29 protein-coding genes and 1 pseudogene are annotated in these 25808 nt (G+C 71.0%); 24 read left to right on the top strand and 6 right to left on the bottom strand.

Annotation, left to right across the window (positions count from 1 at the left end):
- Positions 1-538: 538 nt before the first annotated feature.
- The 8 genes from glmS (at position 539) to ACWCP8_RS02980 (ending at position 8217) form a co-directional block, all read left to right on the top strand.
- Entirely contained in the window at positions 539-2386 is a 1848-nt protein-coding gene (gene glmS / locus ACWCP8_RS03015; protein WP_326605307.1) for a glutamine--fructose-6-phosphate transaminase (isomerizing), read from the top strand.
- A gap of 24 nt (positions 2387-2410) precedes the next feature.
- Positions 2411-2779 (top strand): holo-ACP synthase, encoded by a 369-nt coding sequence (locus ACWCP8_RS03010; protein WP_352267924.1) that lies wholly within the window; start codon positions 2411-2413, stop codon positions 2777-2779.
- 4 nt (positions 2780-2783) lie between these two features.
- Positions 2784-4244 carry an NAD(P)H-hydrate dehydratase gene (locus ACWCP8_RS03005; protein WP_352267903.1) on the top strand — a complete coding sequence of 487 codons (1461 nt, stop codon included), beginning with the start codon at positions 2784-2786 and terminating at the stop codon, positions 4242-4244.
- 34 nt (positions 4245-4278) lie between these two features.
- On the top strand, positions 4279-4689 hold the full coding sequence (locus tag ACWCP8_RS03000; protein ID WP_328626626.1) for a DUF488 domain-containing protein: 411 nt from the start codon (positions 4279-4281) through the stop codon (positions 4687-4689).
- 94 nt (positions 4690-4783) lie between these two features.
- The gene (gene alr / locus ACWCP8_RS02995) at positions 4784-6004 is read left to right on the top strand and encodes an alanine racemase (RefSeq protein WP_451114136.1); all 1221 of its coding nucleotides are present in this window, start codon (positions 4784-4786) and stop codon (positions 6002-6004) included.
- A gap of 74 nt (positions 6005-6078) precedes the next feature.
- Positions 6079-7344 (top strand): alpha/beta fold hydrolase, encoded by a 1266-nt coding sequence (locus tag ACWCP8_RS02990; protein WP_352267902.1) that lies wholly within the window; start codon positions 6079-6081, stop codon positions 7342-7344.
- Entirely contained in the window at positions 7313-7906 is a 594-nt protein-coding gene (tsaE, locus tag ACWCP8_RS02985) for a tRNA (adenosine(37)-N6)-threonylcarbamoyltransferase complex ATPase subunit type 1 TsaE (RefSeq protein ID WP_352267901.1), read from the top strand. The genes ACWCP8_RS02990 and tsaE overlap by 32 nt, the downstream gene beginning before the upstream one ends.
- 134 nt (positions 7907-8040) lie before the next feature.
- Positions 8041-8217: a hypothetical protein gene (locus tag ACWCP8_RS02980; RefSeq protein WP_451113988.1), complete on the top strand. Its 177-nt coding sequence runs from the start codon at positions 8041-8043 to the stop codon at positions 8215-8217.
- A gap of 45 nt (positions 8218-8262) precedes the next feature.
- On the opposite strand, the gene ACWCP8_RS02975 is transcribed toward ACWCP8_RS02980, so the two are convergent.
- Positions 8263-8814 (bottom strand): hypothetical protein, encoded by a 552-nt coding sequence (locus ACWCP8_RS02975; protein ID WP_451114134.1) that lies wholly within the window; start codon positions 8812-8814, stop codon positions 8263-8265.
- 197 nt (positions 8815-9011) lie between these two features.
- On the opposite strand from ACWCP8_RS02975, the gene tsaB reads away from it, so the two are divergent.
- The 10 genes from tsaB (at position 9012) to ACWCP8_RS02925 (ending at position 16004) form a co-directional block, all read left to right on the top strand.
- Positions 9012-9674 (top strand): tRNA (adenosine(37)-N6)-threonylcarbamoyltransferase complex dimerization subunit type 1 TsaB, encoded by a 663-nt coding sequence (gene tsaB, locus ACWCP8_RS02970; RefSeq protein WP_352267900.1) that lies wholly within the window; start codon positions 9012-9014, stop codon positions 9672-9674.
- Positions 9671-10186, top strand: a complete 516-nt coding sequence (gene rimI / locus ACWCP8_RS02965) for a ribosomal protein S18-alanine N-acetyltransferase (RefSeq protein ID WP_352267898.1) — start codon at positions 9671-9673, stop codon at positions 10184-10186. Before tsaB ends, rimI begins: the two co-directional genes overlap by 4 nt.
- A complete protein-coding gene (gene tsaD / locus ACWCP8_RS02960; RefSeq protein WP_267002920.1) occupies positions 10186-11289 on the top strand; it encodes a tRNA (adenosine(37)-N6)-threonylcarbamoyltransferase complex transferase subunit TsaD in 1104 nt (367 codons plus the stop codon). Before rimI ends, tsaD begins: the two co-directional genes overlap by 1 nt.
- Positions 11286-11573 carry a hypothetical protein gene (locus ACWCP8_RS02955; protein ID WP_352267897.1) on the top strand — a complete coding sequence of 96 codons (288 nt, stop codon included), beginning with the start codon at positions 11286-11288 and terminating at the stop codon, positions 11571-11573. Before tsaD ends, ACWCP8_RS02955 begins: the two co-directional genes overlap by 4 nt.
- Positions 11574-11711: 138 nt before the next feature.
- The gene (locus ACWCP8_RS02950) at positions 11712-12707 is read left to right on the top strand and encodes an LCP family protein (RefSeq protein ID WP_451114132.1); all 996 of its coding nucleotides are present in this window, start codon (positions 11712-11714) and stop codon (positions 12705-12707) included.
- A gap of 104 nt (positions 12708-12811) precedes the next feature.
- Positions 12812-13168: a YciI family protein gene (locus ACWCP8_RS02945; protein WP_451113987.1), complete on the top strand. Its 357-nt coding sequence runs from the start codon at positions 12812-12814 to the stop codon at positions 13166-13168.
- A 66-nt stretch (positions 13169-13234) separates the two neighbouring features.
- Complete coding sequence (locus ACWCP8_RS02940; RefSeq protein ID WP_451113986.1) at positions 13235-14515, top strand: RNA polymerase sigma factor; 1281 nt, start codon at positions 13235-13237, stop codon at positions 14513-14515.
- Positions 14516-14581: 66 nt separating this feature from the next.
- Positions 14582-15046: a VOC family protein gene (locus ACWCP8_RS02935; protein ID WP_451113985.1), complete on the top strand. Its 465-nt coding sequence runs from the start codon at positions 14582-14584 to the stop codon at positions 15044-15046.
- 189 nt (positions 15047-15235) lie between these two features.
- Positions 15236-15376, top strand: coding sequence for a hypothetical protein (locus ACWCP8_RS02930; protein ID WP_352267893.1), 141 nt, complete (start codon positions 15236-15238; stop codon positions 15374-15376).
- A 262-nt stretch (positions 15377-15638) separates the two neighbouring features.
- The gene (locus ACWCP8_RS02925) at positions 15639-16004 is read left to right on the top strand and encodes a hypothetical protein (RefSeq protein ID WP_267002908.1); all 366 of its coding nucleotides are present in this window, start codon (positions 15639-15641) and stop codon (positions 16002-16004) included.
- Here the strand turns inward: ACWCP8_RS02925 and ACWCP8_RS02920 are convergent.
- Positions 16001-17173 (bottom strand): THUMP-like domain-containing protein, encoded by a 1173-nt coding sequence (locus ACWCP8_RS02920; RefSeq protein WP_451114131.1) that lies wholly within the window; start codon positions 17171-17173, stop codon positions 16001-16003. The genes ACWCP8_RS02925 and ACWCP8_RS02920 overlap by 4 nt on opposite strands.
- Before the next feature lie 516 nt (positions 17174-17689).
- Between ACWCP8_RS02920 and ACWCP8_RS02915 the strand changes: the two are divergent.
- The 4 genes and pseudogenes from ACWCP8_RS02915 to groL all read left to right on the top strand — a co-directional run.
- Positions 17690-17884, top strand: a pseudogene (locus ACWCP8_RS02915) (hypothetical protein); the annotation flags it as partial.
- Positions 17881-18246 (top strand): hypothetical protein, encoded by a 366-nt coding sequence (locus ACWCP8_RS02910; RefSeq protein ID WP_451113984.1) that lies wholly within the window; start codon positions 17881-17883, stop codon positions 18244-18246. The pseudogene ACWCP8_RS02915 and the gene ACWCP8_RS02910, both read left to right, overlap by 4 nt.
- A gap of 312 nt (positions 18247-18558) precedes the next feature.
- On the top strand, positions 18559-18867 hold the full coding sequence (gene groES / locus ACWCP8_RS02905; protein ID WP_329022280.1) for a co-chaperone GroES: 309 nt from the start codon (positions 18559-18561) through the stop codon (positions 18865-18867).
- Positions 18868-18966: 99 nt separating this feature from the next.
- Positions 18967-20592, top strand: a complete 1626-nt coding sequence (groL, locus tag ACWCP8_RS02900; protein ID WP_352267892.1) for a chaperonin GroEL — start codon at positions 18967-18969, stop codon at positions 20590-20592.
- A 112-nt stretch (positions 20593-20704) separates the two neighbouring features.
- On the opposite strand, the gene ACWCP8_RS02895 is transcribed toward groL, so the two are convergent.
- The 3 genes from ACWCP8_RS02895 to ACWCP8_RS02885 all read right to left on the bottom strand — a co-directional run bounded on the left by ACWCP8_RS02895 (position 20705) and on the right by ACWCP8_RS02885 (position 23369).
- Entirely contained in the window at positions 20705-21400 is a 696-nt protein-coding gene (locus tag ACWCP8_RS02895) for an ester cyclase (protein WP_451113983.1), read from the bottom strand.
- A gap of 486 nt (positions 21401-21886) precedes the next feature.
- Entirely contained in the window at positions 21887-22660 is a 774-nt protein-coding gene (locus ACWCP8_RS02890) for an SDR family NAD(P)-dependent oxidoreductase (RefSeq protein ID WP_352267890.1), read from the bottom strand.
- Positions 22661-22694: 34 nt separating this feature from the next.
- Positions 22695-23369, bottom strand: coding sequence for an MOSC domain-containing protein (locus tag ACWCP8_RS02885; RefSeq protein WP_451114130.1), 675 nt, complete (start codon positions 23367-23369; stop codon positions 22695-22697).
- Between the two features lie 90 nt (positions 23370-23459).
- Between ACWCP8_RS02885 and ACWCP8_RS02880 the strand changes: the two genes are divergently transcribed.
- Entirely contained in the window at positions 23460-24350 is an 891-nt protein-coding gene (locus tag ACWCP8_RS02880) for a LysR family transcriptional regulator (RefSeq protein ID WP_352267889.1), read from the top strand.
- Positions 24351-24394: 44 nt separating this feature from the next.
- Here the strand turns inward: ACWCP8_RS02880 and ACWCP8_RS02875 are convergent, their stop codons facing one another.
- Positions 24395-24733, bottom strand: coding sequence for a WhiB family transcriptional regulator (locus ACWCP8_RS02875; protein ID WP_352267887.1), 339 nt, complete (start codon positions 24731-24733; stop codon positions 24395-24397).
- Positions 24734-25145: 412 nt separating this feature from the next.
- On the opposite strand from ACWCP8_RS02875, the gene ACWCP8_RS02870 reads away from it, so the two are divergent.
- Positions 25146-25757, top strand: a complete 612-nt coding sequence (locus tag ACWCP8_RS02870; protein WP_003948568.1) for a response regulator transcription factor — start codon at positions 25146-25148, stop codon at positions 25755-25757.
- The last annotated feature ends 51 nt before the right edge of the window (positions 25758-25808 follow it).

The following is a 25808-nucleotide window of genomic DNA, read 5'->3' as shown; positions in this document are numbered from 1 at the left end:
TCACGTGGGGAGACGAAAGGGCTCGTTCCGGGCGTGCCGACTACGGTTGTGTGCTCACTTTCCTGAGCACACAGAGCTCCCCGCTGCCGGGGTCACCGATGAAGGTCCGCAGGAGGGCGAAATCGGGTTTGCCCCTGGTCACGAGTTCGCCTGACGTCAGCAGCCTGCGCGGACAGTGCGGCGGTGAGCTTTCCAGCCGTCCGCCGCGCGGAACCGGAACGGTCTTCACCTCACGTCAGGGCCACACCGACGCCGCCATCTCCGACGCTCGCGCCCAGATGAATCCGGGTGCCCGCTTCTCCCTCGTGGACCGTCGGGGCGGCCGGGGCATACCGGATCGACGGTGCCGAGTTCGAGGCCTGCGCCTGAGCGGCCGCCGCATCGCAGCACTTCGGCGGTGGGTGCAGGAGGGGCAAGCGGACCTGGGGCTGCGGCTCGCAGAGGATTGCAGCGACTCCGCCGACGAATGATCCCGGCCGCCCCGCGCCCCTTCTGCGACGATGCCAAGCGAGGGGAGGGCGACCACGAAAGGATCGTTATGTGTGGAATCGTCGGTTACGTCGGTGGGCAGTCCGCGCTTGATGTTGTCGTCGCGGGGCTCAAGCGCCTCGAATACCGGGGCTACGACTCCGCAGGCATCGCCGTTCTCGCGGACGGCGGGCTGGCCTCCGTGAAGAAGGCCGGCAAGCTCGTCAATCTGGAGAAGGCGCTGGTGGAGCAGCCCCTGCCGGCCGGGACCACCGGGATCGGGCACACCCGTTGGGCCACCCACGGCGCTCCCACCGATGCCAATGCCCACCCGCATCTCGACAACGCGGGGCGCGTCGCCGTCGTGCACAACGGCATCATCGAGAACTTTGCCGCGCTGCGCGCCGAACTTGCCGAGCGCGGCCACGATCTGGCGTCCGAGACCGACACCGAGGTCGTCGCCCATCTGCTCGCCGAGGCGTACTCGTCGAGCGGCGATCCGGCGGAGGCGATGCGGCAGGTCTGCCGGCAGCTCGAAGGGGCGTTCACCCTGGTGGCCGTGCATGCCGATGAGCCGGATGTGGTGGTGGGGGCCCGGCGGAACTCGCCACTGGTGGTCGGGGTCGGTGAGGGGGAGGCGTTTCTGGCCTCCGATGTGGCCGCTTTCATCGCGCACACCCGGTCCGCGATCGAGCTGGGGCAGGATCAGGTCGTCGAGCTGCGGCGGGAGTCCGTCACGGTCACCGACTTCGACGGACAGCCCGCCGATGTCCGTAAGTACCACGTGGACTGGGACGCTTCCGCGGCCGAGAAGGGCGGCTACGACTACTTCATGCTCAAGGAGATCTCCGAGCAGCCGAAGGCGGTCGCCGACACCCTGCTGGGCCGGATCGACCGCGCGGGCTCGCTCCACCTCGACGAGGTGCGCATCCCGCCGCATGTGCTCCGGGAGGTCGACAAGGTCGTCATCGTCGCCTGCGGGACCGCGTTCCACGCCGGGATGATCGCCAAGTACGCCATCGAGCACTGGACCCGGCTGCCCTGCGAGACGGAGCTCGCCAGCGAGTTCCGCTACCGCGATCCGATCCTCGACCAGCGCACCCTCGTCATCGCGATCTCCCAGTCCGGGGAGACGATGGACACCCTGATGGCTCTGCGACACGCCCGCGAGCAGGGAGCGAAGGTCCTCGCCATCTGCAATACGAACGGGTCGACCATTCCGCGTGAGTCCGACGCGGTGCTGTACACGCACGCCGGACCGGAGGTCGCCGTCGCCTCGACCAAGGCGTTCCTGACGCAGCTCGTCGCCTGCTATCTCGTTGCCCTGTATCTCGGCCAGACCCGCGGCACGAAGTGGGGCGACGAGATCCGGACCGTCGTCCGGCAGCTCTCCGAGGTCCCCGGGCAGGTCGAACGGGTCCTGGAGACGATGGAGCCGGTGCGTGAGCTGGCCCGCTCGCTGGCGCACCAGGACACCGTCCTCTTCCTGGGGCGCCATGTGGGTTACCCGGTTGCCCTCGAAGGCGCGTTGAAGCTCAAGGAACTCGCGTACATGCACGCCGAGGGCTTCGCGGCCGGTGAGCTCAAGCACGGGCCGATCGCGCTCATCGAGAACGATCTGCCGGTCGTCGTGGTCGTGCCGTCGCCGCGCAGCCGGTCGGTGCTCCACGAGAAGATCGTGTCGAACATCCAGGAGATCCGGGCCCGTGGGGCGCGCACCATCGTCATCGCGGAGGAGGGCGACGAGGCGGTCGTTCCGTACGCCGACCATCTGATCTGGATCCCCGCTACGCCTACGCTGCTTCAGCCGCTGGTGGCGACCGTGCCGTTGCAGGTCTTCGCCTGCGAACTGGCCACCGCCCGCGGCAACGAGGTGGACCAGCCGCGCAATCTGGCGAAGTCCGTGACCGTCGAGTGAACCAATGAATGAGTGAGTGAGCGCGTGATCATCGGGGTCGGGATCGATGTGGCGGAGATCGAACGGTTCGACGCGGCGCTGGAGCGTACGCCGCATCTGGCTCAGCGGCTGTTCCTGGACAGCGAGTTGCTGCTGCCCAACGGCGAGCGGCGTGGGATCGCCTCGCTGGCCGCCAGGTTCGCCGCCAAGGAGGCCATCGCCAAGGCGCTGGGGGCGCCCGGCAATCTGCTGTGGACGGATGCCGAGGTGTTCGTCGAGGACAGCGGGCAGCCCCGGCTGCGCGTCGTCGGCACGGTCGCCGCGCGCGCGGCCGAGCTGGGCGTACAGCACTGGCACGTCTCGCTGAGCCACGACGCGGGGGTGGCGTCGGCCGTGGTGATCGCGGAGGGTTGACCGTATGCGAACTGCGTACAGCGTGGAGACCGTACGGGCCGCCGAGCGCGCCCTGATGGCACGGCTGCCCGACGGCGCCCTGATGCAGCGGGCCGCCGCGGGTCTTGCGGCGGCCTGCGCCGATCTGCTGCGGCGGAGCGGCCGGGTGTACGGGTCCCGGGTCGTCCTGCTCGTCGGCAGCGGCGACAACGGCGGCGACGCGCTGTACGCGGGGGCCCGGCTGGCCCGGCGCGGCGCGGGCGTCCGCGCCCTGCTGACCGCGCCGGACCGGGCCCATGAGGGCGGGGTCGCGGCGCTCCGCGCGGCGGGCGGGCGTGTGGACGGCGCCGACCGGGTGAGCACGGACCTGATCGGCCGTGTCGATCTCGTCGTCGACGGCATCACCGGCATCGGCGGCCGCGGCGGGCTGCGTGAGGGCGCGGCCGCGCTGGTGCGGGCCCTCGAGGCGACCGGGGCGCCGATCGTCGCCGTCGATCTGCCCAGCGGTGTCGAGGCGGACACCGGAGAGGTGCTCGGCGACGCCGTGCGGGCCGACGCGACGGTCACCTTCGGCACGTACAAACCGGGGCTGCTCATCGACCCGGCCGCCGAGCGGGCGGGCGCGCTGCGCCTCGTCGACATCGGGCTCGACGACGAGCTGCCCGGCGTACCCGATCTGGAGGCGCTGCAGTACGCGGACGTTGCCGCGCTGCTGCCCGTTCCCGCCAGTGAGAGCGACAAGTACCGGCGCGGGGTCGTCGGCATCGTCGCCGGGTCCGCCCGGTATCCGGGGGCGGCGGTGCTCGCCGTCGGCGGGGCGCTGCGGGGCGGGGCGGGGGCGGTGCGGTACGTCGGCCCGGGCGCCGACGCCGTGATCGCCCGGCACCCCGAGACCCTGGTCCACTCGGGGCCGCCTTCGAAGGCGGGGCGGGTGCAGGCATGGGTCGTCGGCCCCGGGCTCGGTGACGGTACGGCGGCCGTCTCGGCGGTCGCCGACGTGCTGGCCGCCGATGTCCCGGTGCTGGTGGACGCGGACGGTCTGCGGCTGCTCGACGCCTCCGTCGTGCGGTCGCGCACCGCTCCGACGCTGCTCACCCCGCACGCCGGGGAGGCTGCCGCGCTGCTCGGCGTTCCGCGCGAGGAGGTCGAGGCGGGGCGGCTCGCCGCCGTACGGGAACTCGCCGCCCGCTACCGCGCCACCGTGCTGCTCAAGGGGTCGACGACGCTGGTCGCCACCGACACCGAGCACACTCCCGTACGGGTCAATCCGACCGGCACCTCCTGGCTGGCCACGGCGGGCAGCGGCGACGTCCTCTCCGGCCTGACGGGATCCCTGCTGGCCGCGGGCCTCGATCCGCGCGACGCCGCCTCCGTCGGTGCCCATCTGCATGGTCTGGCGGCCCGGCACGCCTCGGACGGCGGTCCGGTCGCCGCGCAGGACGTCGCGGACGCGATCCCGGCGGCGTGGCGGGACGTACGGGCCTGAGCGATCCTGAGCACCAGCAGGCAGGGAACCGCAGATGAGAGCCGGTGAGGAGTGGTCGACGGTGGGCAGCAGTTCGGTACGGGTACGCCGGGTGTACGACCCGCAGGAGGACGGTGACGGGACCAGGGTCCTCGTCGACCGGCTCTGGCCCCGCGGCGTCGCCAAGGACCGGGCAAGGATCGACCGGTGGCTCAAGGACCTCACGCCGTCGAACGAACTCCGCTCCTGGTACCACGAGGACCGCACCGGCACCCGCTACGACGACTTCGTCGACCGCTACCGTGCCGAGCTCGCCGACCCGGTGCACACGGCGGCGGTCCATGAGCTGGTGGAACTGGTCCGCGCGGGTGGGCCGGTGACCCTGGTCACGGCGGTGAAGGACGTCCCGCACAGTCATGTCCCGGTCCTCGTCGACCATGTGGAACATGAGCTGCGCCACCGGTGACGTCGGCGGCGTCGTGCGCGGTCCCGACGCCCCTGACGCGCCCCGGGCCCGGTACCTGAGGGCCCTGTCCTACGCCTCTGAGAGACTGGGCGCGATGAACGAGACAGCGTCCTTGAGAGCCCGAGCCGAGATCGACCTCGCCGCACTGCGCGCCAACGTGCGTGCGCTGCGTGCCCGGGCGGCCGGCGCGCAACTCATGGCCGTCGTCAAGTCCGACGCGTACGGGCACGGGGCGGTGCCCTGTGCCAGGGCCGCGCTCGAAGCCGGGGCGACCTGGCTCGGCACCGCGACGCCTCATGAGGCACTGGCCCTGCGCGCCGCCGGGCTCGGCGGCCGGGTGATGTGCTGGCTGTGGACGCCGGGCGGTCCCTGGCGCGAGGCGATCGAGGCCGACATCGATGTGTCGGTGAGCGGCATGTGGGCGCTGCGCGAGGTCGTCGCCGCGGCCGGGGAGGCCGGCCGCCCGGCCCGCATCCAGCTCAAGGCCGATACGGGCCTCGGGCGCAACGGCTGCCAGCCCGCCGACTGGCCGGAGCTGGTCGCCGCCGCCCGCACCGCCGAGCAGGCGGGCACGGTCCGGATCACCGGCCTCTGGTCCCACTTCGCCTGCGCCGACGAGCCGGGCCACCCGTCGATCGCCGCCCAGCTGGGCGTGTACCGGGACATGGTGGCGTACGCGGAGAAGGCGGGCGTCGAACCCGAGGTACGGCACATGGCGAACTCTCCGGCGACGCTGACGGTCCCGGAGTCGCACTTCGACCTCGTACGGACCGGGATCGCCATGTACGGCATCTCGCCCAGCCCCGAGCTGGGCACCCCGGCGGACTTCGGGCTGCGCCCGGTGATGACGCTCGCCGCGTCGATCGCCCTGGTCAAGCAGGTGCCGGCGGGTCACGGTGTCAGCTACGGGCACCATTACAGGACGTCCGCCGAGACGACGCTCGGCCTGATCCCGCTCGGCTACGCGGACGGCATCCCGCGCCATGCCTCCGGGCGCGGCCCGGTCCTCGTCGGCGGCGTCCTGCGGCGGGTCGCGGGCCGGGTGGCGATGGACCAGTTCGTCGTCGACCTCGGTGGGGACGTCGTCGAGGTGGGCACCGACGCGGTGCTGTTCGGGCCGGGGGACCGGGGCGAGCCGAGTGCCGAGGACTGGGCGGAGGCGGCCGGCACGATCGCGTACGAGATCGTCACCCGCATCGGCGGCCGGGTACCGCGCGTCTATGTGAACGAGACCCCGGCCGACGAGAACGACGCCCAGGCCGGCCCGGACGGGATCCGGGCCGCCGAGAACAAGACCCCGCCCGATCCGACCTGATCAAGCCCGATCCGGCACGTCCTGCATCTCCTGACCAGACCTGACGGACAACGATCGACGAGGAGCGCGGCACGGTGAGCGAGAGCAGTGCGGGGGACGCGATGGCGACGGCGGCCGCTGTGGCGGTCGGCTGGCGCCGGGCAGGCATTGCCGGAGCCGCCATAGGCGTGATCGCGGCCGGTGCGGCGGCCGGTGTCGCGGTCGAGCGGATGACTGTCGGCCGGGGCATGCGCAGGAGGGCCAGGCTGGCGCTGGACGCCTCGGGGCCGTACGGCTCGCTGCGCGGCATGCCCGGCCGGGCCACCGCCGACGACGGCACCGAGCTGTACTACGAGACCGACGAGGTGGAACCGGACGGTGGTACGGGCGCGGGCACCCGACCGGGGGCGGGCGCCGGGGCCTCCGGTACGGGACCGCGGCGGCGCCGGCTCTTCGGCCGCAAGGCCCCGGGGCCCGTCACTGTCGTCTTCAGCCACGGCTACTGCCTCAGCCAGGACTCCTGGCACTTCCAGCGGGCCGCGCTGCGCGGCCTGGTGCGCACCGTGCACTGGGACCAGCGCAGCCACGGCCGCTCCGAGCGCGGCCGGGCCCAGGCCGAGGGTGTGACGGTCGGCATCGACCAGCTCGGCCGCGACCTGAAGGCGGTCATCGACGCGGCCGCCCCCGAGGGCCGGCTGCTGCTGGTCGGGCACTCGATGGGCGGCATGACGATCATGGCGCTCGCCGATCAGTACCCGCAGCTGATCCGGGACCGGGTCGCCGCCGTCGCGTTCGTCGGCACGTCGAGCGGGAAGCTCGGCGAGGTCAGCTTCGGGCTGCCGGTCGCGGGCGTGAACGCCGTGCGACGGGTGCTGCCCGGGGTGCTGAAGGCGCTCGGCTCGCAGGCGGAGCTGGTGGAGCGGGGCAGACGGGCGACCGCCGATCTCTTCGCCGGGCTCATCAAGCGGTACTCGTTCGGTTCGCGGGACGTGGATCCGGCGGTCGAGCGGTTCGCCGAGCGGCTGATCGAGTCCACCCCGATCGATGTGGTCGCGGAGTTCTACCCGGCCTTCACCGAGCACGACAAGAGTGCGGCGCTGCCCGCGTTCCGCGACATCCCGGTGCTGATCCTGGCAGGCGACAAGGACCTGGTGACGCCCAGCTCGCACAGCGAGGCCATCGCCGACGAGCTGCCGGACGCGGAGCTGGTCATCGTGCCGGACGCCGGACATCTGGTGATGCTGGAGCACCCGGAGACGGTGACGGACCGGATGGCGGACCTGCTGGTCCGGATCGGAGCCGTACCGGCAGCGGCTAACGTTGGCGGGCATGGAAGCACCGCACAACAGCCTGGCGGCTGACACCGCGAACGCACCGGTCGCGCACCCGGCGCCCGGGGAGACGCAGGCCGGAGCAGCCCGGGCCGGGGAAACCACGGTCACCGCCCGCCTCGACGTCACCTCCCCCGAACAGATGCAGGCCCTGGGCCGCCGGATCGCCGGCCTGCTGCGCCCCGGCGACCTCGTGATGCTCAGCGGTGAGCTCGGCGCCGGGAAGACGACGCTGGCCCGGGGCCTCGGTGAGGGCCTCGGGGTGCGCGGCGCCGTGACCTCTCCCACCTTTGTGATCGCCCGCGTCCACCCGTCGCTGGGCACCGGCCCGGCGCTCGTCCATGTCGACGCGTACCGGCTGGGCGGCGGGCTCGATGAGATGGAGGACCTGGACCTCGACGTGTCGCTGCCGGAGTCGGTGGTGGTCGTGGAGTGGGGCGACGGCAAGGTCGAGGAGCTGTCGGACGACCGGCTGCACGTGGTGATCCACCGCGCGGTCGGCGACACGGACGACGAACGGCGCTCGGTGACGCTGGTCGGGATCGGCGCGCGCTGGTCCGGGCTGCGGGCGGCGTTGGAAGCGGCGCACTGAGCCCGCGCAGACGAGTTTTCCGACAGGCTGTCGGCATATTGTTGCGCGGGGCGGGCCGGGCGTGGTCACATGGATGCCGAGAGCGGGTTAGGTCTACCTAACCACGCCTTCCATCGGAGCCCCAGGAGGCATCCATGCCGACGCCCGAGCGTGAAGCGCAGCCGCAGCCGCAGCCGCCAGTGCCGTCCGCGGTGTCGATGAAGGATCTGCTGGCGGCCTGCGCCGCGGCCACCGCGGTCTCCACCCCGCCGTCCGAGGAACGGCAGGAATCAGGGGAGCCGCAGGCGTCCGAGGAGCGCGACGCCGCGTAGCGGACTTCCGCACGAGACGGCGCGCAGCCGGCTTCCGCCCGGGCGTTACGGGACCACGACCACCTTGGCACCGACCGTCGCGAACGCCCACATCGCGTTGCCGTCCGCCCGCTTCATCCGTACCCCGCCGGTCTTCCGCTTCGGGTCGGGGCTCTTCATGGAGCCGTCCTGTGCCGCACTGAACCCGACGGGCACGCCGCCGTCGGCCATCGCGAACAGCACCACGTGCTCGATCGGCACGCCGTCCGAGCCCTTGATGACGCCCGTGCGCGAACGCACCTTGTAGGACCCGGGCCGCGGGTTCACGGAACTCGGCATGACGGCGAAGGACCGGATCATCTTCCCCTTCGCGTCGACCAGCCACACCCGCCGGTCGTCCAGCGCGTACACGACCCGCGCCCCGGTGCCGGAGCCGGCGGGGACCGCGAGCGGGTGCTTCTTGTCCTTGTGCCCGGCGGCGTGCCCGGCGGCGTGGCCGGCGGGGGCGGTGCTGGTCGCCTTCGGACTGGGGGCGGCGAGTGTCTCGGGGACGTTCGCCGATGCCTGGTAGGCCAGGAAACCGACCGCGGCGAGTGCCGCCGCAGTGAGCCCGGCCACGATTCCCGAGCTGCCCCTTGCCACCGTGCGCGCCCCTTTCGCTGTCGTCCGTCACGCAAGCGCTTCGTATGTCGCATGTCGTACAAGCGTTTACGTCGTACCCACGTACACCGGGTGACGGTAGCAGCAGCGACCGGTGGGAACGGGACTCCGTACGGGGAGCCGTGGTGCCGTCGCCGGAGCCGTAGGCTGTTTGCGTGCTCTTGCTCGCTGTGGATACCGCCACCCCCGCCGTCACCGTTGCCCTGCACGACGGGACCGCCGTCGTCGCCGAGTCGAGTCAGGTCGACGCCCGACGGCACGGGGAGCTGCTGCTGCCCGCTGTCGACCGGGTCCTCGGCGACGCCGGGACGGGACTCGACGCCGTGACCGGGGTGGTCGTGGGCGTCGGCCCGGGACCGTACACGGGCCTGCGGGTCGGGCTGGTGACGGCCGCGACGTTCGGCTCGGTGCTCTCCGTGCCGGTGTACGGGCTGTGCACGCTGGACGGCCTCGCGTACGCCGCCGGGCGCAGCGGCCTGGAGGGTCCGTTCGCCGTCGCGACGGACGCCCGCCGCAAGGAGGTCTACTGGGCGCGGTACGAGGACCCCCGTACCCGCATCGGTGAACCCGCCGTCGACCGGCCCGCCGACATCGCCGAACAGCTCGCCGGCCTTCCGGTGGTCGGGGCGGGCGCGGCGCTCTACCCCGACGCGTTCCCGGACGCCCGTGGTCCCGAGCACGTCTCCGCGGGTGCGCTCGCAGCGCTGGCCGCCGAGCGTCTTGCCGCGGGAACGCAGCTGCTGCCGCCGCAGCCGCTTTATCTGCGCAGGCCCGACGCCCAGGTCCCGAAGAACTACAAGGTGGTCACCCCGAAGTGACGCCCCCGACTGCCGTACTGCGTGAAATGCGCTGGTGGGACATCGATCCGGTGCTGGAGCTCGAACACGAGCTGTTCCCGGAGGACGCCTGGTCGGCCGGTATGTTCTGGTCCGAGCTGGCGCACGCGCGCGGCCCGCAGGCGACCCGGCGCTATGTCGTCGCCGAGTCCCCGGTCACCGGCCGGATCATCGGGTACGCGGGGCTCGCCGCGGCCGGTGACCTCGCCGACGTCCAGACGATCGGCGTCACCCGCGACCACTGGGGCGGCGGCCTCGGCTCCGAACTCCTCACCGACCTGCTGAAGCACGCCACGGCCTTCGAGTGCGCCGAGGTGCTGCTCGAGGTCCGGGTCGACAACACCCGCGCGCAGAAGCTGTACGAACGCTTCGGCTTCGAACCGATCGGCTTCCGCCGCGGCTACTACCAGCCGGGCAACATCGACGCGCTCGTCATGCGCCTGACGGTGCAAGAGCCCGCGCAAGAGCCCGTACAAGAGACAGAGACTGACTGATGGCTGACGAACCGCTCGTACTCGGCATCGAGACCTCCTGCGACGAGACCGGCGTCGGTATCGTCCGCGGTACGACGCTGCTCGCCGACGCCATCGCGTCCAGCGTCGACACCCATGCCCGCTTCGGCGGCGTCGTCCCGGAGATCGCCTCCCGCGCCCACCTGGAGTCGATGGTCCCCACCATCGAACGCGCCCTGAAGGAAGCCGGTATCAGCGCCCGCGACCTCGACGGCATCGCCGTCACGGCCGGTCCCGGGCTCGCGGGCGCGCTGCTCGTCGGCGTCTCGGCGGCGAAGGCGTACGCGTACGCGCTGAACAAGCCGCTGTACGGCGTGAACCACCTCGCCTCGCACATCTGCGTCGACCAGCTGGAGCACGGCCCGCTGCCCGAGCCGACGATGGCGCTGCTGGTCAGCGGCGGCCACTCGTCGCTGCTGCTCGCGCCGGACATCACCAACGACGTACGGCCGATGGGCGCGACCATCGACGACGCGGCGGGCGAGGCCTTCGACAAGATCGCCCGGGTGCTGAACCTCGGCTTCCCCGGCGGCCCGGTCATCGACCGGCTGGCGAAGGAGGGCGACCCGAAGGCCATCGCGTTCCCGCGCGGACTGAGCGGCTCGCGCGACCCCGCGTACGACTTCTCCTTCTCCGGTCTGAAGACATCCGTCGCCCGCTGGATCGAGGCGAAGCGGGCCGCGGGCGAGGAGGTGCCGGTACGGGATGTGGCGGCGTCCTTCCAGGAGGCCGTGGTGGATGTGCTCACCCGCAAGGCCGTCCGGGCCTGCAAGGACGAGGGCGTCGATCATCTGATGATCGGCGGCGGGGTCGCGGCCAACTCGCGGCTGCGGGCGCTGGCCCAGGAGCGGTGCGAGCGGGCCGGCATCCGGCTGCGGGTGCCGCGGCCGGGGCTGTGCACGGACAACGGTGCGATGGTCGCGGCGCTGGGCGCCGAGATGGTGGCCCGCAACCGGTCGGCGTCGGACCTGGAGCTGTCGGCGGACTCGTCGCTGCCGGTGACGGACACGCATGTGCCGGGCAGCGCGCACCACCACGACCACGATCATGTGCACGAGGTCAGTAAGGACAACCTCTACTCATGACCGTCGCCCTCATGTGGGAGGCCCGGGCCGTGGCCGGCCGGGGCGCCGAGCTGCTGGAGTGGGCGCGGGCGCGCACGGGCGAGCTGGCGTACGAGCCGCTGCGGTACGAACTGTTGCGCGCGCCGCAGGACCGGGTGCTGGTCATCACCTGGTGGGAGGCGGCGTACGGCGACGTACTGCCCGAACTTCCCGAGCCCGAGCCGGAGTTGATCACCCGCGCGGTGCACCGCTGGCGGTTCGAGGTCGCCGGTCCGGACACCGGCCGGGATGTCGGCCGGACATGAGAAAACTCAACGGATCCTGAGATTTCCCGAAGGAAAACCGAACAAGGGTTCCGGGCGTAATAATTCGGACTTACGTTCCTCGACGTGACCGGAGACAAGAGACGCCGTTCCCGTCGACTCAGGGCGGCCGCGGCTGTGATGGGCTGCATCCTGGTGCTCGCCGCGGCCGGGGCGGGGTGGGCGTACTGGCATCTGAACCAGAACATCCGCAGCGTGGACATCGACAGCGCGCTGGGCGACGACCGCCCCGCCAGGGCGCCCGTCACCGTCCCGACCGCGGCCCCCTCGGCGTCGGCGTCGCCATCGGCCTCCGCGTCCCCGCTGCCGGCCGGTGTGCTGAACATCCTGGTTCTCGGGTCGGACTCGCGCAGCGGCAGCGAGAACTCCGCGCTCGGCGGCGGTGACAGCACGGGCGCCCGTTCCGACACGGCGATGGTCGTCCATGTCGATGCCGACCGTACGAAGGCCACCGTCGTCAGCATTCCGCGCGACACCCTGGTGACGCGCCCCTCGTGTCCGGCATCTTCGGGCGGCACCACTCCGACGACGTACCACGCGATGTTCAACAGCGCGTACGCCGTCGGCGGTCCCGTCTGCGCGGTCAAGACGGTGGAGCAGCTCACCGGCGTCCGGATGGACCACTACATCGAGATCGACTTCGCCGGCTTCGCCGGTCTCGTCGATGCGCTGGGCGGGGTGACCGTCACCACGACGCAGGACATCGACGACGACAGCAGCCATCTCCACCTCGACGCGGGCACCCACCGGCTCGACGGCACCCAGGCCCTGGCCTTCGCCCGCACCCGCCACGGCATCGGCGACGGCAGCGACCTGGGCCGGATAAAGCTCCAGCAACAGCTGGTCGAGGCGCTGCTGCAGGAGGCCGGGAAGACCGATCTGCTGACCGACCCGGCCGGCCTGTACAAGATGGTGGACGCGGTCACCGGCAGTCTGACCACGGACACCGGCCTCGACTCGCTCGGCGAGCTGAGGGGCCTGGCACAGAGCCTGGGCGCCGTCTCCTCGACCGGGCTGACCACGGTCACCATGCCCGTCGTCGCGGCCCCGTCCGACCCCAACCGGGTGGTGGCGCAGGAGCCCGCCGCGAGCAGACTCTGGGCGTCCCTGCGATAAAGGCCGAAAAATTCTTCCGAAGGTGTGTCGATTGCGGCGTCTCCCGTTCGACGCAAGGGTGAGAGGCAGGGAAAGCCCCCGCCCTCCCGCACCGAGGAGTCACCATGCCGCGCTTCCTGTCGATGATCCGCATCGATGAGCAGAACCTGCCCGCCCAGTCCCCCGACCCTGAGTTCGAGGCGCGCATGGGGGCGCTGTTCGAGGAGATCACCAAGGCCGGGGTCATGCTGGAAACCGCGGGACTCGCCCCCACCTCGCAGGGGACGAGGGTCCGCTGGGAGGACGGCAAGGTGAGCTACACCGACGGGCCGTTCACCGAGACCAAGGAAGTCGTCGGCGGCTACGCCATCATGCAGTGCAAGGACAAGCCCGAGGCTCTGGAGTGGGCCAAGCGGTTCCTGGAGATCCACCCGAACAACTGGACGGTCACCGCCGAGGTCCGCGAGATCGCCGAGGGCTGAGCGAGTAGGCGCTCTCGACCCCGGCCCGGCCGCGCTTGCTCCGTCTCTGATCGGCTGCTCTGATGGGTGGCCGTGACGGAAGCAAGCGCGACCGCGGCGGTCGAGGCCGTATTCAGGATCGAGTCCGCGCGGATCATCGCCGGTGTCGCCCGCATCGTGCGGGACGTGGGCATCGCCGAGGAACTCGCGCAGGACGCCCTGGTCGCGGCATTGGAGCAGTGGCCGGAGTCGGGTGTCCCGGACCGGCCGGGCGCCTGGCTGATGGCAACCGCCAAGCACCGCGCGATCGATCTGGTCCGCCGCAAGGAGACGTACGCCCGCAAGCTCGCCGAGGTCGGGCGGACCCTGGAGGACGTGCAGCCGCCCGGGCCGGACGACATCGCCGGGGCCGACGACATCGACGACGACCTGCTGCGGCTGATCTTCACCGCGTGCCACCCGGTGCTGTCGACCGAGGCCCGGATCGCGCTCACCCTGCGGCTGCTCGGCGGCCTCACCACCGACGAGATCGCCCGGGCGTTCCTGGTGTCCGAGCCGACCGTCGCCCAGCGCATCGTCCGCGCGAAACGCACCCTGGGCCGGGCCGGCGTCCCCTTCGAAGTGCCGTACGGCGCAGACCGCGCGGCCCGGCTCGACTCCGTACTCGAAGTGATCTACCTGATCTTCAACGAGGGGTACGCGGCCACCGCGGGCGACGACTGGCTGCGCCCGGGGCTCTGCGAGGACGCGCTGCGGCTGTCGCGGGTGCTGGCCGGGCTGATGGGGCAGGAACCCGAAGTGCACGGCCTGGCCGCCCTGCTGGAGCTCCAGGCGTCCCGCACCGCGGCCAGGACCGGCCCGGACGGCGAGCCCGTCCTGCTCGGCGACCAGAATCGGTCCCGCTGGGACCGGTTGCTGATCCGGCGCGGGTACGCGGCCCTGGAGCGGGCGAACGCGCTGGGCGGGGCCCCCGGCCCGTACGCACTGCAGGCCGCCATCGCAGCGTGCCACGCCCACGCGGTGACGTACGAGGAGACGGACTGGGCGGTCATCGCCACGCTCTACGGCCTGCTGGCCAAGGCGGCCCCGTCACCGGTGGTGGAACTGAACCGCGCGGTCGCGGTGTCGATGGCCGAGGGGCCCGAGGCCGGGCTCGCACTGGTCGATGCCCTGGCCGGCGATCCGGCGCTGGCGGCCTACCACCTGCTGCCGAGCGTGCGCGGCGATCTGCTGGCACGGCTGGGGCGTGCGGACGAGGCGCGGGCGGAATTCGTGCGGGCGGCGGGGCTGACCCGTAACGCACGCGAGCGGGCGCTGCTGCTGGCGCGGGCGGAGAAGGAAGCGGAGGAGGGCGGCGCGCCGCGGTGAGTTTCGGGCGGCGGCAGGGTCTACCTTGCACAGCCATCCCCCGTACGAGTCGCCGAGGAGCAGGCCATGCAGAAGATCAAGACCTTCCTGTGGTTCGACAACCAGGCCGAGGAGGCCGCGAACCACTACGTCTCCATCTTCGGAGGGGACTCGAAGGTGCTGGGCGTCACGCACTACTCCGTGGCGTCGCCGGGCGAGCCGGGCGCGGTCATGACCGTCGAATTCCGGCTGGCCGGCCAGGAGTACATCGCACTCAACGGCGGCCCGCAGTTCCCCTTCACCGAAGCGATCTCGCTCTCCGTCGACTGCGAGTCGCAGGCGGAGGTCGACGAGCTGTGGGCCAGGCTCACCGACGGCGGCGAGGAGAGCCAGTGCGGCTGGCTCAAGGACAAGTACGGGCTGTCCTGGCAGATCGTCCCGCGCGGGCTGTCCGAGGCGCTCTCCGACCCGGACCCGGCCAAGGCGGACCGGGCCATGAAGGCCATGCTCGGCATGAAGAAGCTCGACATCGAGGCGCTGCTCAACGCCTGACGGTCCGGGCCGCGCCCGCTCCGGGCGGGCTGCCGCTGCACATGGTCAACCGGCCGAGCTGTACGCCACTGAGGTGGCGCCGGTCATCCGCATGGAGTCACTCCGATCGCGCGGGCGCACCGGCCGGTTCGGAAGCCTCGTTGACTGTGTGACCGGGCGCATCGGGTGCCCGTCGAGAGAGGAGGCGCCATGTCCGATCAGTACGACTACAGCGGCGAGCCGGAGCACGATCCCGACGTGGCGGATGCCGTCCACGACTCCGAGTACATCGGCTCGGCCGGCGAGCCCGATGCGTACGAGGACTACCTGGACAGTGAGCAGTACGACTGAACCGGACCGGGACGGGCGGGGCTCACCGCTGTCGACCGACCCCCGCCCGTCCCACTTGTCGTTCATGGGCATCCGGACGATCGGCCGGCTGCCCGGCCCGGCCGGCGTCACCAAGGCGTTCGTGCACCGCCGCCGGGTGCTGCGGGCGCTCGTCGGGGCGCGCGGGTCCGAGCCGCTGTATCTCCGTCGGCAGCGGCACTCACCGCTGCCCCCGCCCCTATCCTGGCCGCGTAGCAGGATCTGCGCAGGGGGAGGGTGTCACATGGAGTGGTACTGGTGGGTGCTCATCGTCTTCTGGACCGGCGGCTTCGGATGGGCGGTCGACAACGTCCGTACGGCGCTGCGCAACCGGCACACCCGCAAGCTGGAACTGCTGGAGGCGAGCAAGCAGGAACGCCTGGCCGTCGAGGCGGCGAACCGGCCGCCGGAGCCGGTCTGCGGCTGCACGCACCACCTCGCGAAGCATGACAAGCGGGGCAAGTGCCATGAGCGGGTCGAGGTGCCGGCGGCCTGGGACGAGAGCAAGAAGCCGGTCCGCTTCGAAGCCGGGCAGTGCAACTGCCAGCAGTACGTGGGCCCGCAGCCGCTCTCGCAGGTGTACGCAGAAGACCTGACCGACCTGGCCTAGGACATCTCCGGCCGCACGGGGTGGCCGATCAGCATGGTCGGCGCCCCGGCGACCCGGGTCAGGAACACGGTCGCGGCGTTCGGGCCCTGGAGCTTCATCTTGCGGCGCAGCTCCTCCGGTTCGACGGCCGAGCCCCGCTTCTTGACGGTCAGGACGCCGACCTTCCGCTCCCGCAGCAGCGCCTTCAGCTTCTTCATGTTGAACGGCAGCCGGTCGGTGATCTCGTACGCCGAGGTGTACGGGGAATCGTACGGCTCGTCGCTCGTGACGTACGCGATCGTCTCGTCGATCAGCCGGCCGCCCGACCGGTCCACGATGTCGGCGACCAGATGCGCACGGATGACGGCACCGTCCGGCTCGTACAGATAGCGGCCGACCGGGCCGACGGGCGGGGCGGACAGCGCGGCCGGAGCCGACAGTGTCGCGCCGGCCGGGAGCAGCGTGGCGCGGTACGAGCCGGCCGCGAACCCCTCGCCGAACCAGAGCACCGCCTCCTTCACATCGCCGCCGTCCGAGATCCACTCGGCCTCCGCCTGCGCCGGGACCGCCTCGTGCGGGATGCCGGGGGCGATCTTCAGCGCGGCGCGGGGGGCCTTCAGCGCGGCGCCGGTCGCCCAGGAGAGCGGCGGGGAGTACGCCTCCGGGTCGAAGATCCTGCCGCGTCCGCCGCGCCGGGCCGGGTCGACGAAGACGGCGTCGTACGCGGCGGTGTCGATCTCGGTGACGTCGGCGCACCGCACCTCGATCAGGGCGTCCAGCCCGAGCGCGGCGGCGTTGGCGCGGGCCACCTCGGCGGTCAGCAGGTCGCGGTCCACGGCGAGGACGGAGATGCCCGCGCGGGCGAGCGCGATGGCGTCACCACCGATCCCGCAGCAGAGATCGGCGACGCTGCGGACGCCGGCTGCGGCGAACCGGCCGGCCCGGTACGTGGCTACCGACGTACGGGTCGCCTGCTCGACACCGTTCGGCGTGAAGAACATCCGGTACGCGTCCTCGGCACCGAACTTCGCCACCGCCCGCTGCCGCAGCCGTGCCTGCCCCAGCGCCGCCGAAACCAGTGCGGCCGGGTGGCTGCGGCGCAGCCGGGTCGCGGTGGAGAGTTCCTGGGCGGGGTCGTAGGACCGTAGCTCGGCCAGGAGCGCCGTGCCCTCGGGGGTGCGCAATGCCATGAAGGCGGTGAGCGGGTCGGCGAGCGGGTCGGCGGCATCGGATGGGTCGCTCGGGCTGCTCGGGCTGCGCGGGTCGCGCGGGTCGCGCGGGTCTGTCGGGCCGGTCGGGGCGAAGGCGTTCACCGGCCCATTGTGAGCCAGCCGGGGGACCGCTCGGGGGCCGGCGGCGGTGTCGGGCCGAGTGATCGTTCGATTGCTGCCAGTATGCGAAATCATGTGGTTTTACGACAAAAGGAAGAATTTGCCATGACGGGGCAGAGGCCGGGCTCGATCTGTCGCAGGCAGGGTGGCCTGCGACGGGGGTGGCCGGGATGCGCGGTTCCGGCCGCGCCCCTCGTCGTCGCTGTCGGCTCCGGTTGCGCCTCCGAATCCGGCGACCGCGCCGAGCGCCGGGCCGCCAGGCCCTCCGCAGGCGGGCCGGGCGCCCCCGCCGGGCGGGCCGGCCCGCCCGGCGACCTGCCGGCACCTGCCGCACCTGCCGGGAAGCTGGACCTGGACCTGGACCTGGACCTGGACCTGGAGTGGCGGGAGCGGGACCGCGATCTGCGCCCCTGCGACATCGTCCTCACGCGCTTCGGGGACGCCACGGACTGGGACGGTAGCGGCAGCCGGGCCGCCGTGATCCGCGCGGCCATGAAGCCGGTCACGACGGTCATGAAGACCATCACGGACAAGGGGTACGCCGTGGCACGGCCGGGGGACTACGTATGAGCCGGGCGCGCCGGCTGCTCGCCGGACTGCTGGCGGCCGGTGTTCTTCTGACCGCCACCGCCGGGTGCGCGCAGTCGGTCGACCCGATCGAACGACTGGGCCGGAAGGCCGCGCAGAAGGTGCGCGGCCCGCACCGGGCACCGGCGGCGGGGCCCGGGCGGACGTCGGAGTCGGGGCCGAAGGCGGACGTGCGGAGTGATCACGGGGCGCCCGGGTCGTGGGTCGTCACCGCCTGCGGGCGGCGGGACCGGCCGCAGGAGTCCGCGGACTCCCGGCTGTCGCCACCGCTGAGGGAGCGGCAGCCGGACCGGTCGGAATCGTACGGCGACGTGGACCCCGGGACCGGCTGCGACCGGCGGTAGCCGCGTGCCCGTGGACTTCGCGCGCCCGTGAACTTCGCCCTGCGGGCCTCGCCCGGGGCGCATGCTCCTGGACTGCGCCCCGGGGGGTCTTGCCCCATGGCTGCCACGCCACGACCGCACCGAATTGGCACTCCGCTTGACCGAGTGCTAATCGCGGTCATAGTCTCGGCTCTGGCACTCCCCACTGGAGAGTGCCAGCAGTACTGTGCGACTGGCAGGTCCGGCACCCGCGACGACGGATCCACCTGGTCGCCACCCCAGACAGTTAACCCCGCAGTTAACCCCGAGATCTCCGAAGGGGGAGGCCGGATCGTGACGACCACCAGCTCCAAGGTTGCCATCAAGCCGCTTGAGGACCGCATTGTGGTCCAGCCGCTCGACGCCGAGCAGACCACGGCCTCTGGCCTGGTCATCCCGGACACCGCCAAGGAGAAGCCCCAGGAGGGCGTCGTCCTGGCCGTGGGCCCGGGTCGCTTCGAGAACGGCGAGCGTCTTCCGCTCGACGTCAACACCGGTGACGTCGTGCTCTACAGCAAGTACGGCGGCACCGAGGTGAAGTACAACGGCGAGGAGTACCTCGTCCTCTCGGCTCGCGACGTGCTCGCGATCGTCGAGAAGTAATTCACCCACGTTTGCTTCCGTTCTGCGCCCCTGGCCCCCTGCGAAATAACTAGCCGGCGGTCGGGGGCGCAGTTCGTTTGAGAGGAAAGCTCAGCTCCCATGGCGAAGATTCTGAAGTTCGACGAGGACGCCCGTCGCGCCCTTGAGCGTGGCGTCAACAAGCTTGCCGACACGGTGAAGGTGACGATCGGCCCCAAGGGCCGCAACGTCGTCATCGACAAGAAGTTCGGCGCTCCCACCATCACCAACGACGGTGTCACCATCGCGCGCGAGGTCGAGCTCGACGACCCGTACGAGAACCTCGGTGCCCAGCTGGTGAAGGAGGTGGCGACCAAGACCAACGACGTAGCGGGTGACGGCACCACCACCGCCACCGTGCTCGCCCAGGCGCTCGTCCGCGAGGGCCTGCGCAACGTTGCCGCGGGTGCGTCCCCGGCCGCCCTGAAGAAGGGCATCGACGCCGCGGTCAAGGCCGTGTCCGAGGAGCTCCTCGCGACCGCCCGCCCGATCGACGACAAGTCCGACATCGCCGCCGTGGCCGCGCTCTCCGCGCAGGACTCGCAGGTCGGCGAGCTCATCGCAGACGCGATGGACAAGGTCGGCAAGGACGGTGTCATCACCGTCGAGGAGTCCAACACCTTCGGTCTGGACCTCGAGTTCACCGAGGGCATGGCCTTCGACAAGGGTTACCTGTCCCCGTACATGGTGACCGACCAGGAGCGTATGGAGGCCGTCCTCGACGACCCGTACATCCTGATCCACCAGGGCAAGATCGGCTCGATCCAGGAGCTGCTCCCGCTGCTGGAGAAGGTCATCCAGGCCGGTGGCTCCAAGCCGCTGCTGATCATCGCCGAGGACGTCGAGGGCGAGGCCCTGTCGACCCTGGTCGTCAACAAGATCCGTGGCACCTTCAACGCCGTCGCGGTGAAGGCCCCGGGCTTCGGTGACCGCCGCAAGGCCATGCTCGGCGACATCGCCACCCTCACCGGTGCGACCGTCATCGCCGAGGAGGTCGGCCTCAAGCTCGACCAGGCCGGTCTGGACGTGCTGGGCACGGCGCGCCGCGTGACCATCTCCAAGGACGACACGACCATCGTGGACGGCGGCGGCGAGCCCGGCGACGTCAAGGGCCGGGTCAACCAGATCAAGGCCGAGATCGACTCCACGGACTCCGACTGGGACCGCGAGAAGCTCCAGGAGCGCCTTGCGAAGCTGGCCGGCGGCGTGTGCGTGATCCGCGTCGGTGCCGCCACCGAGGTGGAGCTCAAGGAGAAGAAGCACCGTCTGGAGGACGCCATCTCCGCGACCCGCGCCGCGGTCGAGGAGGGCATCGTCTCCGGTGGTGGCTCCGCTCTGGTGCACGCCGTCAAGGTCCTCGAGGGCAACCTCGGCAAGACCGGCGACGAGGCCACCGGTGTCGCGGTCGTGCGCCGCGCCGCCGTCGAGCCGCTGCGCTGGATCGCCGAGAACGCGGGCCTCGAGGGTTACGTCATCACCTCGAAGGTCGCCGAGCTCGACAAGGGCCAGGGCTTCAACGCCGCGACCGGCGAGTACGGCGACCTGGTGAAGGCCGGCGTCATCGACCCGGTCAAGGTCACCCGCTCCGCGCTGGAGAACGCCGCGTCCATCGCGTCGCTGCTGCTCACGACCGAGACCCTGGTCGTCGAGAAGCCGGCCGAGGAAGAGGCCGACTCCGGTCACGGCGGTCACGGTCACTCGCACTGACGCGTAGCCGCACCGGCGCACAGCCGTAGAAGGCCCCCTGTTCCCGCCGCTCGGCGGCGGGAACAGGGGGCCTTCGGTCTTCTTCGTTCCTCGGTGCTCGGTCGAGCGCGGTTCAGTCGACCGCGCCGAGCTGGCGCATCAGGCCCATGAGGTCCTCGTGCCACCAGCCCTCCTGGATCCTGCCGCCCTTGAACCGGAAGATCGTGGTGCCGGTCATGATGCACTGCCTGCCCGTCGGTGGGATGCCCATGAAGTCGCCCTTGTGGGTGCCGGTCCAGGTCCACAGCGTCACGACGTCGTCGCCCTCGCAGATCTGCCGGTCCAGGTCGAAGGAGAAGTCGAAGGCGGCCCGCCATCCGATGAGATTGTCCCGGAGGCTGCCGGACCCGATCACGGTCTCCTCTTCCTTCGCGATGTCGTGGTCGGCGTAGTCGACCGCGAACACCTCGTCGATGGCGTCCAGGTTGCCGCCGACGGCGATCTCGTGGAAGAACCTGCGGGACAGTCTCTGGTTCAACTGTTCGTCGCGGACCACGTCGAGATCGATGAAGGTGGGCGTCTCGTCGCAGAGCGCCACCATTTCCTGGAAGATCCGGTCGGTCTCCGGCAGCTTGGAGTTCGCCACCGCGTCTTCGTACGACGGGAATTCGACGATCTCCACGTAGTGGGCCCCGTCGGAGCGGTCCTTGCCGATCAGGCTGTGAGTGGCGGTCCGGGAGCCCTTGGTCTGTTCGACCCACTCGTCCATGAGGCGGTCCATGTCATCGAACCGCTCCGTCTTGCAGTCGATTACTTGTACGAATCTCATGGTGTCTCCCGGTCTCACGAGCCTGGATGAGATGGTTCCATTTTATTGGGATACGGGGTTCATGACGGTTCGGGTGGAGCGGTCGGACCGAGTGATTCAGGCCTCTCGGCGGCACCGGCTTTGCGAAGGGCGGACCGGCCGCGAACCGCGCCATCCCGTCCGGCGCCTCGCCCGTCGTCCGGTGCCACCCGGCACTGAGCGACGGTGCGACGTGCGGAGACGACAGCACCCTCGGCAGCCGTGCAGCGGCGGTATCCCGGACAGAAAGTGAATAGCCATCACATCTGGCGTGGTGCTGCGCGCCCCGGCGTATCACCGAGGACCCGGAGCCGCGCCGCGACCTACGGCCCGGCCCGGACTCGCCTGCTCTCGCCGCCGGCGCCGTCATCGAGAACAACGGCGGCGAGGACCGGTTCGGCAACAAGCCGAAGCCCGCCGCCCCGACATCGGCGCCCGCGCGGGCCGCGGCATCCGATAAGAACGCGCTCACTGCGGCCCGTACTTGCGGCCAGTCTTGGAGGTGACCCCTCCGAGCAGGCCGCGCGGCGCCACCTTCACCAGCCCCATCAGCGTCTTGTACCGCGCGTCCGGGATCGAGACGGACTTGCCGCGCGCCAGATCCGCCAGCGCCGTCGCCACCAGTCTGTCCGCGTCGAGCCACATCCAGCCCGGGATGTTGCCGGTCCCCATGCCGGCCCGCTCATGGAACTCGGTCCGTACGAAGCCGGGGCAGAGCGCCATCAGCCGCACCCCCGACCCGGCCAGATCCTTCGCCGCGCCCTGGGTGAACTGCACGACCCACGCCTTGGACGCGCCGTACGTCCCGCGCGGTACGAACGCCGCCACCGAGGCCACATTGACGACCCCGCCACGCCCGCGCTCCTTCATTCCGGCCGCAGCCGCCGATGTCAGCCGCAGCACCGCCTCGCAGTGCACCTTCAGCATCTTCAGCTCATCGGCCATCGACACCTCCAGATAGCGGCCCTTGTTGCCGAACCCGGCGTTGTTGATCAATAGATCGACGGATTGCCGACGGTCCGTCAATCGCGCCTCCACCGAGGCGATCCCGTCGTCCTCGGACAGATCGGCGGTCAGTACCTCGGCCTCGATGCCATGCAGGTCGTGCAGTTCGGTTGCCTGCTCCCGGAGCCGCTCGGTGTTGCGCGCCACCAGCACCAGGTTGTGCCCTTCGGCCGCGAGCCGCCGTGCGAAGGCGGCCCCGATCCCCGCGGTCGCGCCCGTAATCAGTGCAGTCGTCATACGCGGCACGTTAGTGCCACGCCCACCGCGGGGGTCACTCGCCTGCGGCCCCCGACTCCACGTACTTCAGGGCGGAGCGCAGCGTCCGGGGATGGAGTGCGTCCCGGGCCGGGAGCAGCTCCGCCAGCAGCTCCCGGCGCGTCGTCGCGGCCAGGAACTCCAGCTGCACGGTGACGTCGTGGTCCGGCCGGTGCACGATCTCGACCGTGTCCCCTGCACGGATCTCGCCCGGCTCGACCACTCGCAGGTAGGCACCCGGAGCGGCCGCCTCCGTGAACCGCTTGACCCAGCGGCTCTGGTCGAGGTGACCGGCGAACGTACGGCACGGAATGCGGCCGGACGTCACCTCCAGCACCAGGTCGGGGCCGATCCGCCAGCGCTCGCCGATCTTCGCGCCGCTCACGTCCAGTCCGGAGATCGTCAGGTTCTCGCCGAACGCGCCGTTGGCAAGCGTGCGGCCGAGCGCGCTCGCCCAGACGTCGAGGTCCTCGCGGGCGAAGGCGTACACGGCCTGGTCGGTGCCGCCGTGATGGCGCAGATCGCAGACCGCGTCCCCGGCCACTCCGCTGCCGCCGGTGCCCTTGGGGCCGGGATCGGTGACCCGTACCGGGCCGTCGGCCGGCTGCTTGTCGATCCCGGTGACGCCACCCGGAGCGTCGGTGTAGTCGACCGCCTTGGGCCGTCCCACATTCACAGTCAGCAACTTCATCGGCTTCATAGGGGGCAACGGTAACCACCCGGTCTCAAAGCCGCAGGCCGGATACTGGCTTCCGCTCCAAGAGGGCCTTATGGTTGAAAGGTGATCGAAGCCCGTCATCTCCGTGTCCTGCGCGCCGTGGCCGCCACCGGTTCGTTCTCCGCCGCCGCGCGTGAACTGGGCTGCACCCAGCCCGCGGTCAGCCAGCAGATGAAGGCCCTGGAGTCCTCCGCGGGCACCCCGCTGCTGATCCGCACAGGTCGCGAGATGCGGCTCACGCAGGCGGGTGAGGCGCTTGTACGTCACGCCTCCGGCATCCTCGCCGGGCTGACCGCCGCCGAGGAGGAGATCGCCGCGATCGCCGGGCTGCGGGCCGGCCGGGTCCGGCTCGTCTCGTTCCCCAGTGGCAGCTCCACCCTGGTTCCCGGCGCCCTCGCCGCCCTGCGTGCCGCCCACCCCGGTACGAGGGTCTCCCTGGTCGAGGCCGAGCCGCCGCGCTCGGTCGAGATGCTCCGGGAGGGGGACTGCGACATCGCACTGGCGTTCCGCTACGGCACCTCGGGCGCCGAATGGGACGACATGGTCGTACGTCCGCTGCTCACCGACCGGCTGATCGGCCTCGTCCCCGACGGGCACCGGCTGGCCGGCGCGGATGCGGTGGGGATCGGTGAACTGGCCGACGAGTCCTGGATCGCGGGCTGCCCGCGCTGCCGCCGTCAACTGGTGGAGGTCTGCGAGGAGTCCGGCTTCACTCCCCGGATCGACTTCGCCACCGACGACTACCCGGCGGTGATCGGCCTGGTCGGCGCCGGCCTGGGGGTGGCCGTGCTGCCGGAGCTGGCGATCGAGTCGGTACGTCCCAAAGGGGCCCGCACCGTGACGGTGGAGCCGGCGATCGAGCGTGAGATCGTCGCGCTGACGCTCCCGGACCTGGCGCAGGTCCCGGCCGTGGCGGCCACGCTGGACCAGCTTTCCCTGGCGGCCGCCCGCTAGGGAGTGCAGGAACGTTTCTTCGGTTGTTCTGCGCGGTTCGAGGGTCAGCCGTGCCCTGAGGCGGCGGACAACCCCGATGGCGCCCCTGCTGTCGCGATCAGTCGGTTGCGGGCCCGTCCCATGAGCTCTTCGCGCTCGTCCTCGGTCAGTCCGCCCCACACTCCGTAGGGCTCACGCACGGCCAGGGCGTGCGCTGCGCACTCGGCGCGTACCGGGCATCGCATACAGACCTCTTTCGCCGAGTTCTCGCGGGCGCTCCGGGCCGCTCCGCGCTCACCCTCCGGGTGGAAGAACAGTGAGCTGTCGACCCCACGGCAGGCCGCCAGCAGCTGCCAGTCCCACAGATCGGCGTTGGGTCCGGGAAGGCGGGAGAAATCTGCCATTGCTTGTCCCCTCGAAACCATGCTGAGTCGGCTACGCGGTAGTCGTTCGTCGGTGACCGTGCTCATGACCGTACATCTACGGTGTAAGTAGATGTAAATATGACTGATTGCGAATCTATCCACAGACACCAGCAAAAGGGAAGAAAACCCGCTAAATGGGGCATACCTTCAGGTGAAGCTTCGATTGACGACCGAACAATCCGCGCCGCTCTCCTCCGTGTGCGACTCCTCACGTAGAGTGCCGAACCTGGTCGTCGGACCCGTAACTCTTTCGAGTGACCATCGTTGAGAGGGCGGAGGCGGTTGACGGAAAAGCGATCGGGCAGATGTCCGAGAGTGTCAACCGCACAGGTGACGACTTGTATTCAGCCTGGAGGCTCAAGGTGACGCGCATCAGCTGCGGAGGACGGTCATGACATCCGTCCTCGTCTGCGACGACTCCCCGCTTGCCCGAGAGGCGCTCCGTCGCGCGGTCGCGACCGTGCCCGGCGTCGAGCGTGTGACGACGGCGGCCAACGGTGAGGAAGTTCTCCGCCGCTGGGGTGCCGACCGTTCGGATCTCATTCTGATGGACGTACGCATGCCCGGTCTGGGAGGTGTGGAGACGGTCCGGCGGCTGCTCTCCGCCGACCCCGGGGCGCGGATCATCATGCTGACCGTCGCCGAGGACCTGGACGGTGTCGCGCTCGCGGTCGCCGCCGGTGCCCGCGGATATCTGCACAAGGACGCCTCCCGCGCGGAGCTGCGGGCGACCGTCACCCAGGCGCTGGCCGATCCGACGTGGCGGCTTGCCCCGCGTCGGCTGCGGTCGGCCGAGATGGGTGCGGCGCCGACGCTCACTGCGCGTGAGATCCAGGTGCTCGAAGGGATGAGCCACGGCCGTTCCAACGCGGAGATCGGGCGCGAGCTCTTCCTCTCCGAGGACACGGTGAAGACGCACGCCCGGCGGCTTTTCAAGAAGCTCGGCGCCTCGGACCGGGCGCACGCCGTGGCGCTCGGCTTCCGCTGGGGCCTGGTGCGCTGATGACCGGCGATGGCCGGTAGGAGGTGTCCCCGTCCGCCCTCCGGCGGGCGG

Source organism: Streptomyces sp. NPDC002206, assembly GCF_053593595.1.
This window is presented reverse-complemented; position numbering and strand designations above follow the sequence as displayed.

Excerpts from the sequence above, each read along its gene's own strand:
- ACWCP8_RS02945 (WP_451113987.1), top strand. The coding sequence starts at position 12,812 with ATGCCGCGCTTCCTGTCGATGATCCGCATCGATGAGCAGAACCTGCCC.
- ACWCP8_RS02910 (WP_451113984.1), top strand. The coding sequence starts at position 17,881 with ATGAGCCGGGCGCGCCGGCTGCTCGCCGGACTGCTGGCGGCCGGTGTT.
- alr (WP_451114136.1), top strand. The coding sequence starts at position 4,784 with ATGAACGAGACAGCGTCCTTGAGAGCCCGAGCCGAGATCGACCTCGCC.
- ACWCP8_RS02955 (WP_352267897.1), top strand. The coding sequence starts at position 11,286 with ATGACCGTCGCCCTCATGTGGGAGGCCCGGGCCGTGGCCGGCCGGGGC.
- groL (WP_352267892.1), top strand. The coding sequence starts at position 18,967 with ATGGCGAAGATTCTGAAGTTCGACGAGGACGCCCGTCGCGCCCTTGAG.
- ACWCP8_RS02885 (WP_451114130.1), bottom strand. The coding sequence starts at position 23,369 with ATGAAGTTGCTGACTGTGAATGTGGGACGGCCCAAGGCGGTCGACTAC.
- ACWCP8_RS02875 (WP_352267887.1), bottom strand. The coding sequence starts at position 24,733 with ATGGCAGATTTCTCCCGCCTTCCCGGACCCAACGCCGATCTGTGGGAC.
- ACWCP8_RS03000 (WP_328626626.1), top strand. The coding sequence starts at position 4,279 with ATGAGAGCCGGTGAGGAGTGGTCGACGGTGGGCAGCAGTTCGGTACGG.
- tsaE (WP_352267901.1), top strand. The coding sequence starts at position 7,313 with ATGGAAGCACCGCACAACAGCCTGGCGGCTGACACCGCGAACGCACCG.
- ACWCP8_RS02980 (WP_451113988.1), top strand. The coding sequence starts at position 8,041 with ATGCCGACGCCCGAGCGTGAAGCGCAGCCGCAGCCGCAGCCGCCAGTG.
- glmS (WP_326605307.1), top strand. The coding sequence starts at position 539 with ATGTGTGGAATCGTCGGTTACGTCGGTGGGCAGTCCGCGCTTGATGTT.
- ACWCP8_RS02920 (WP_451114131.1), bottom strand. The coding sequence starts at position 17,173 with ATGGCATTGCGCACCCCCGAGGGCACGGCGCTCCTGGCCGAGCTACGG.
- ACWCP8_RS03005 (WP_352267903.1), top strand. The coding sequence starts at position 2,784 with ATGCGAACTGCGTACAGCGTGGAGACCGTACGGGCCGCCGAGCGCGCC.
- ACWCP8_RS02950 (WP_451114132.1), top strand. The coding sequence starts at position 11,712 with ATGGGCTGCATCCTGGTGCTCGCCGCGGCCGGGGCGGGGTGGGCGTAC.
- ACWCP8_RS02930 (WP_352267893.1), top strand. The coding sequence starts at position 15,236 with ATGTCCGATCAGTACGACTACAGCGGCGAGCCGGAGCACGATCCCGAC.
- ACWCP8_RS02935 (WP_451113985.1), top strand. The coding sequence starts at position 14,582 with ATGCAGAAGATCAAGACCTTCCTGTGGTTCGACAACCAGGCCGAGGAG.
- ACWCP8_RS02895 (WP_451113983.1), bottom strand. The coding sequence starts at position 21,400 with ATGAGATTCGTACAAGTAATCGACTGCAAGACGGAGCGGTTCGATGAC.
- ACWCP8_RS02870 (WP_003948568.1), top strand. The coding sequence starts at position 25,146 with ATGACATCCGTCCTCGTCTGCGACGACTCCCCGCTTGCCCGAGAGGCG.
- tsaD (WP_267002920.1), top strand. The coding sequence starts at position 10,186 with ATGGCTGACGAACCGCTCGTACTCGGCATCGAGACCTCCTGCGACGAG.
- ACWCP8_RS02925 (WP_267002908.1), top strand. The coding sequence starts at position 15,639 with ATGGAGTGGTACTGGTGGGTGCTCATCGTCTTCTGGACCGGCGGCTTC.
- ACWCP8_RS02890 (WP_352267890.1), bottom strand. The coding sequence starts at position 22,660 with ATGACGACTGCACTGATTACGGGCGCGACCGCGGGGATCGGGGCCGCC.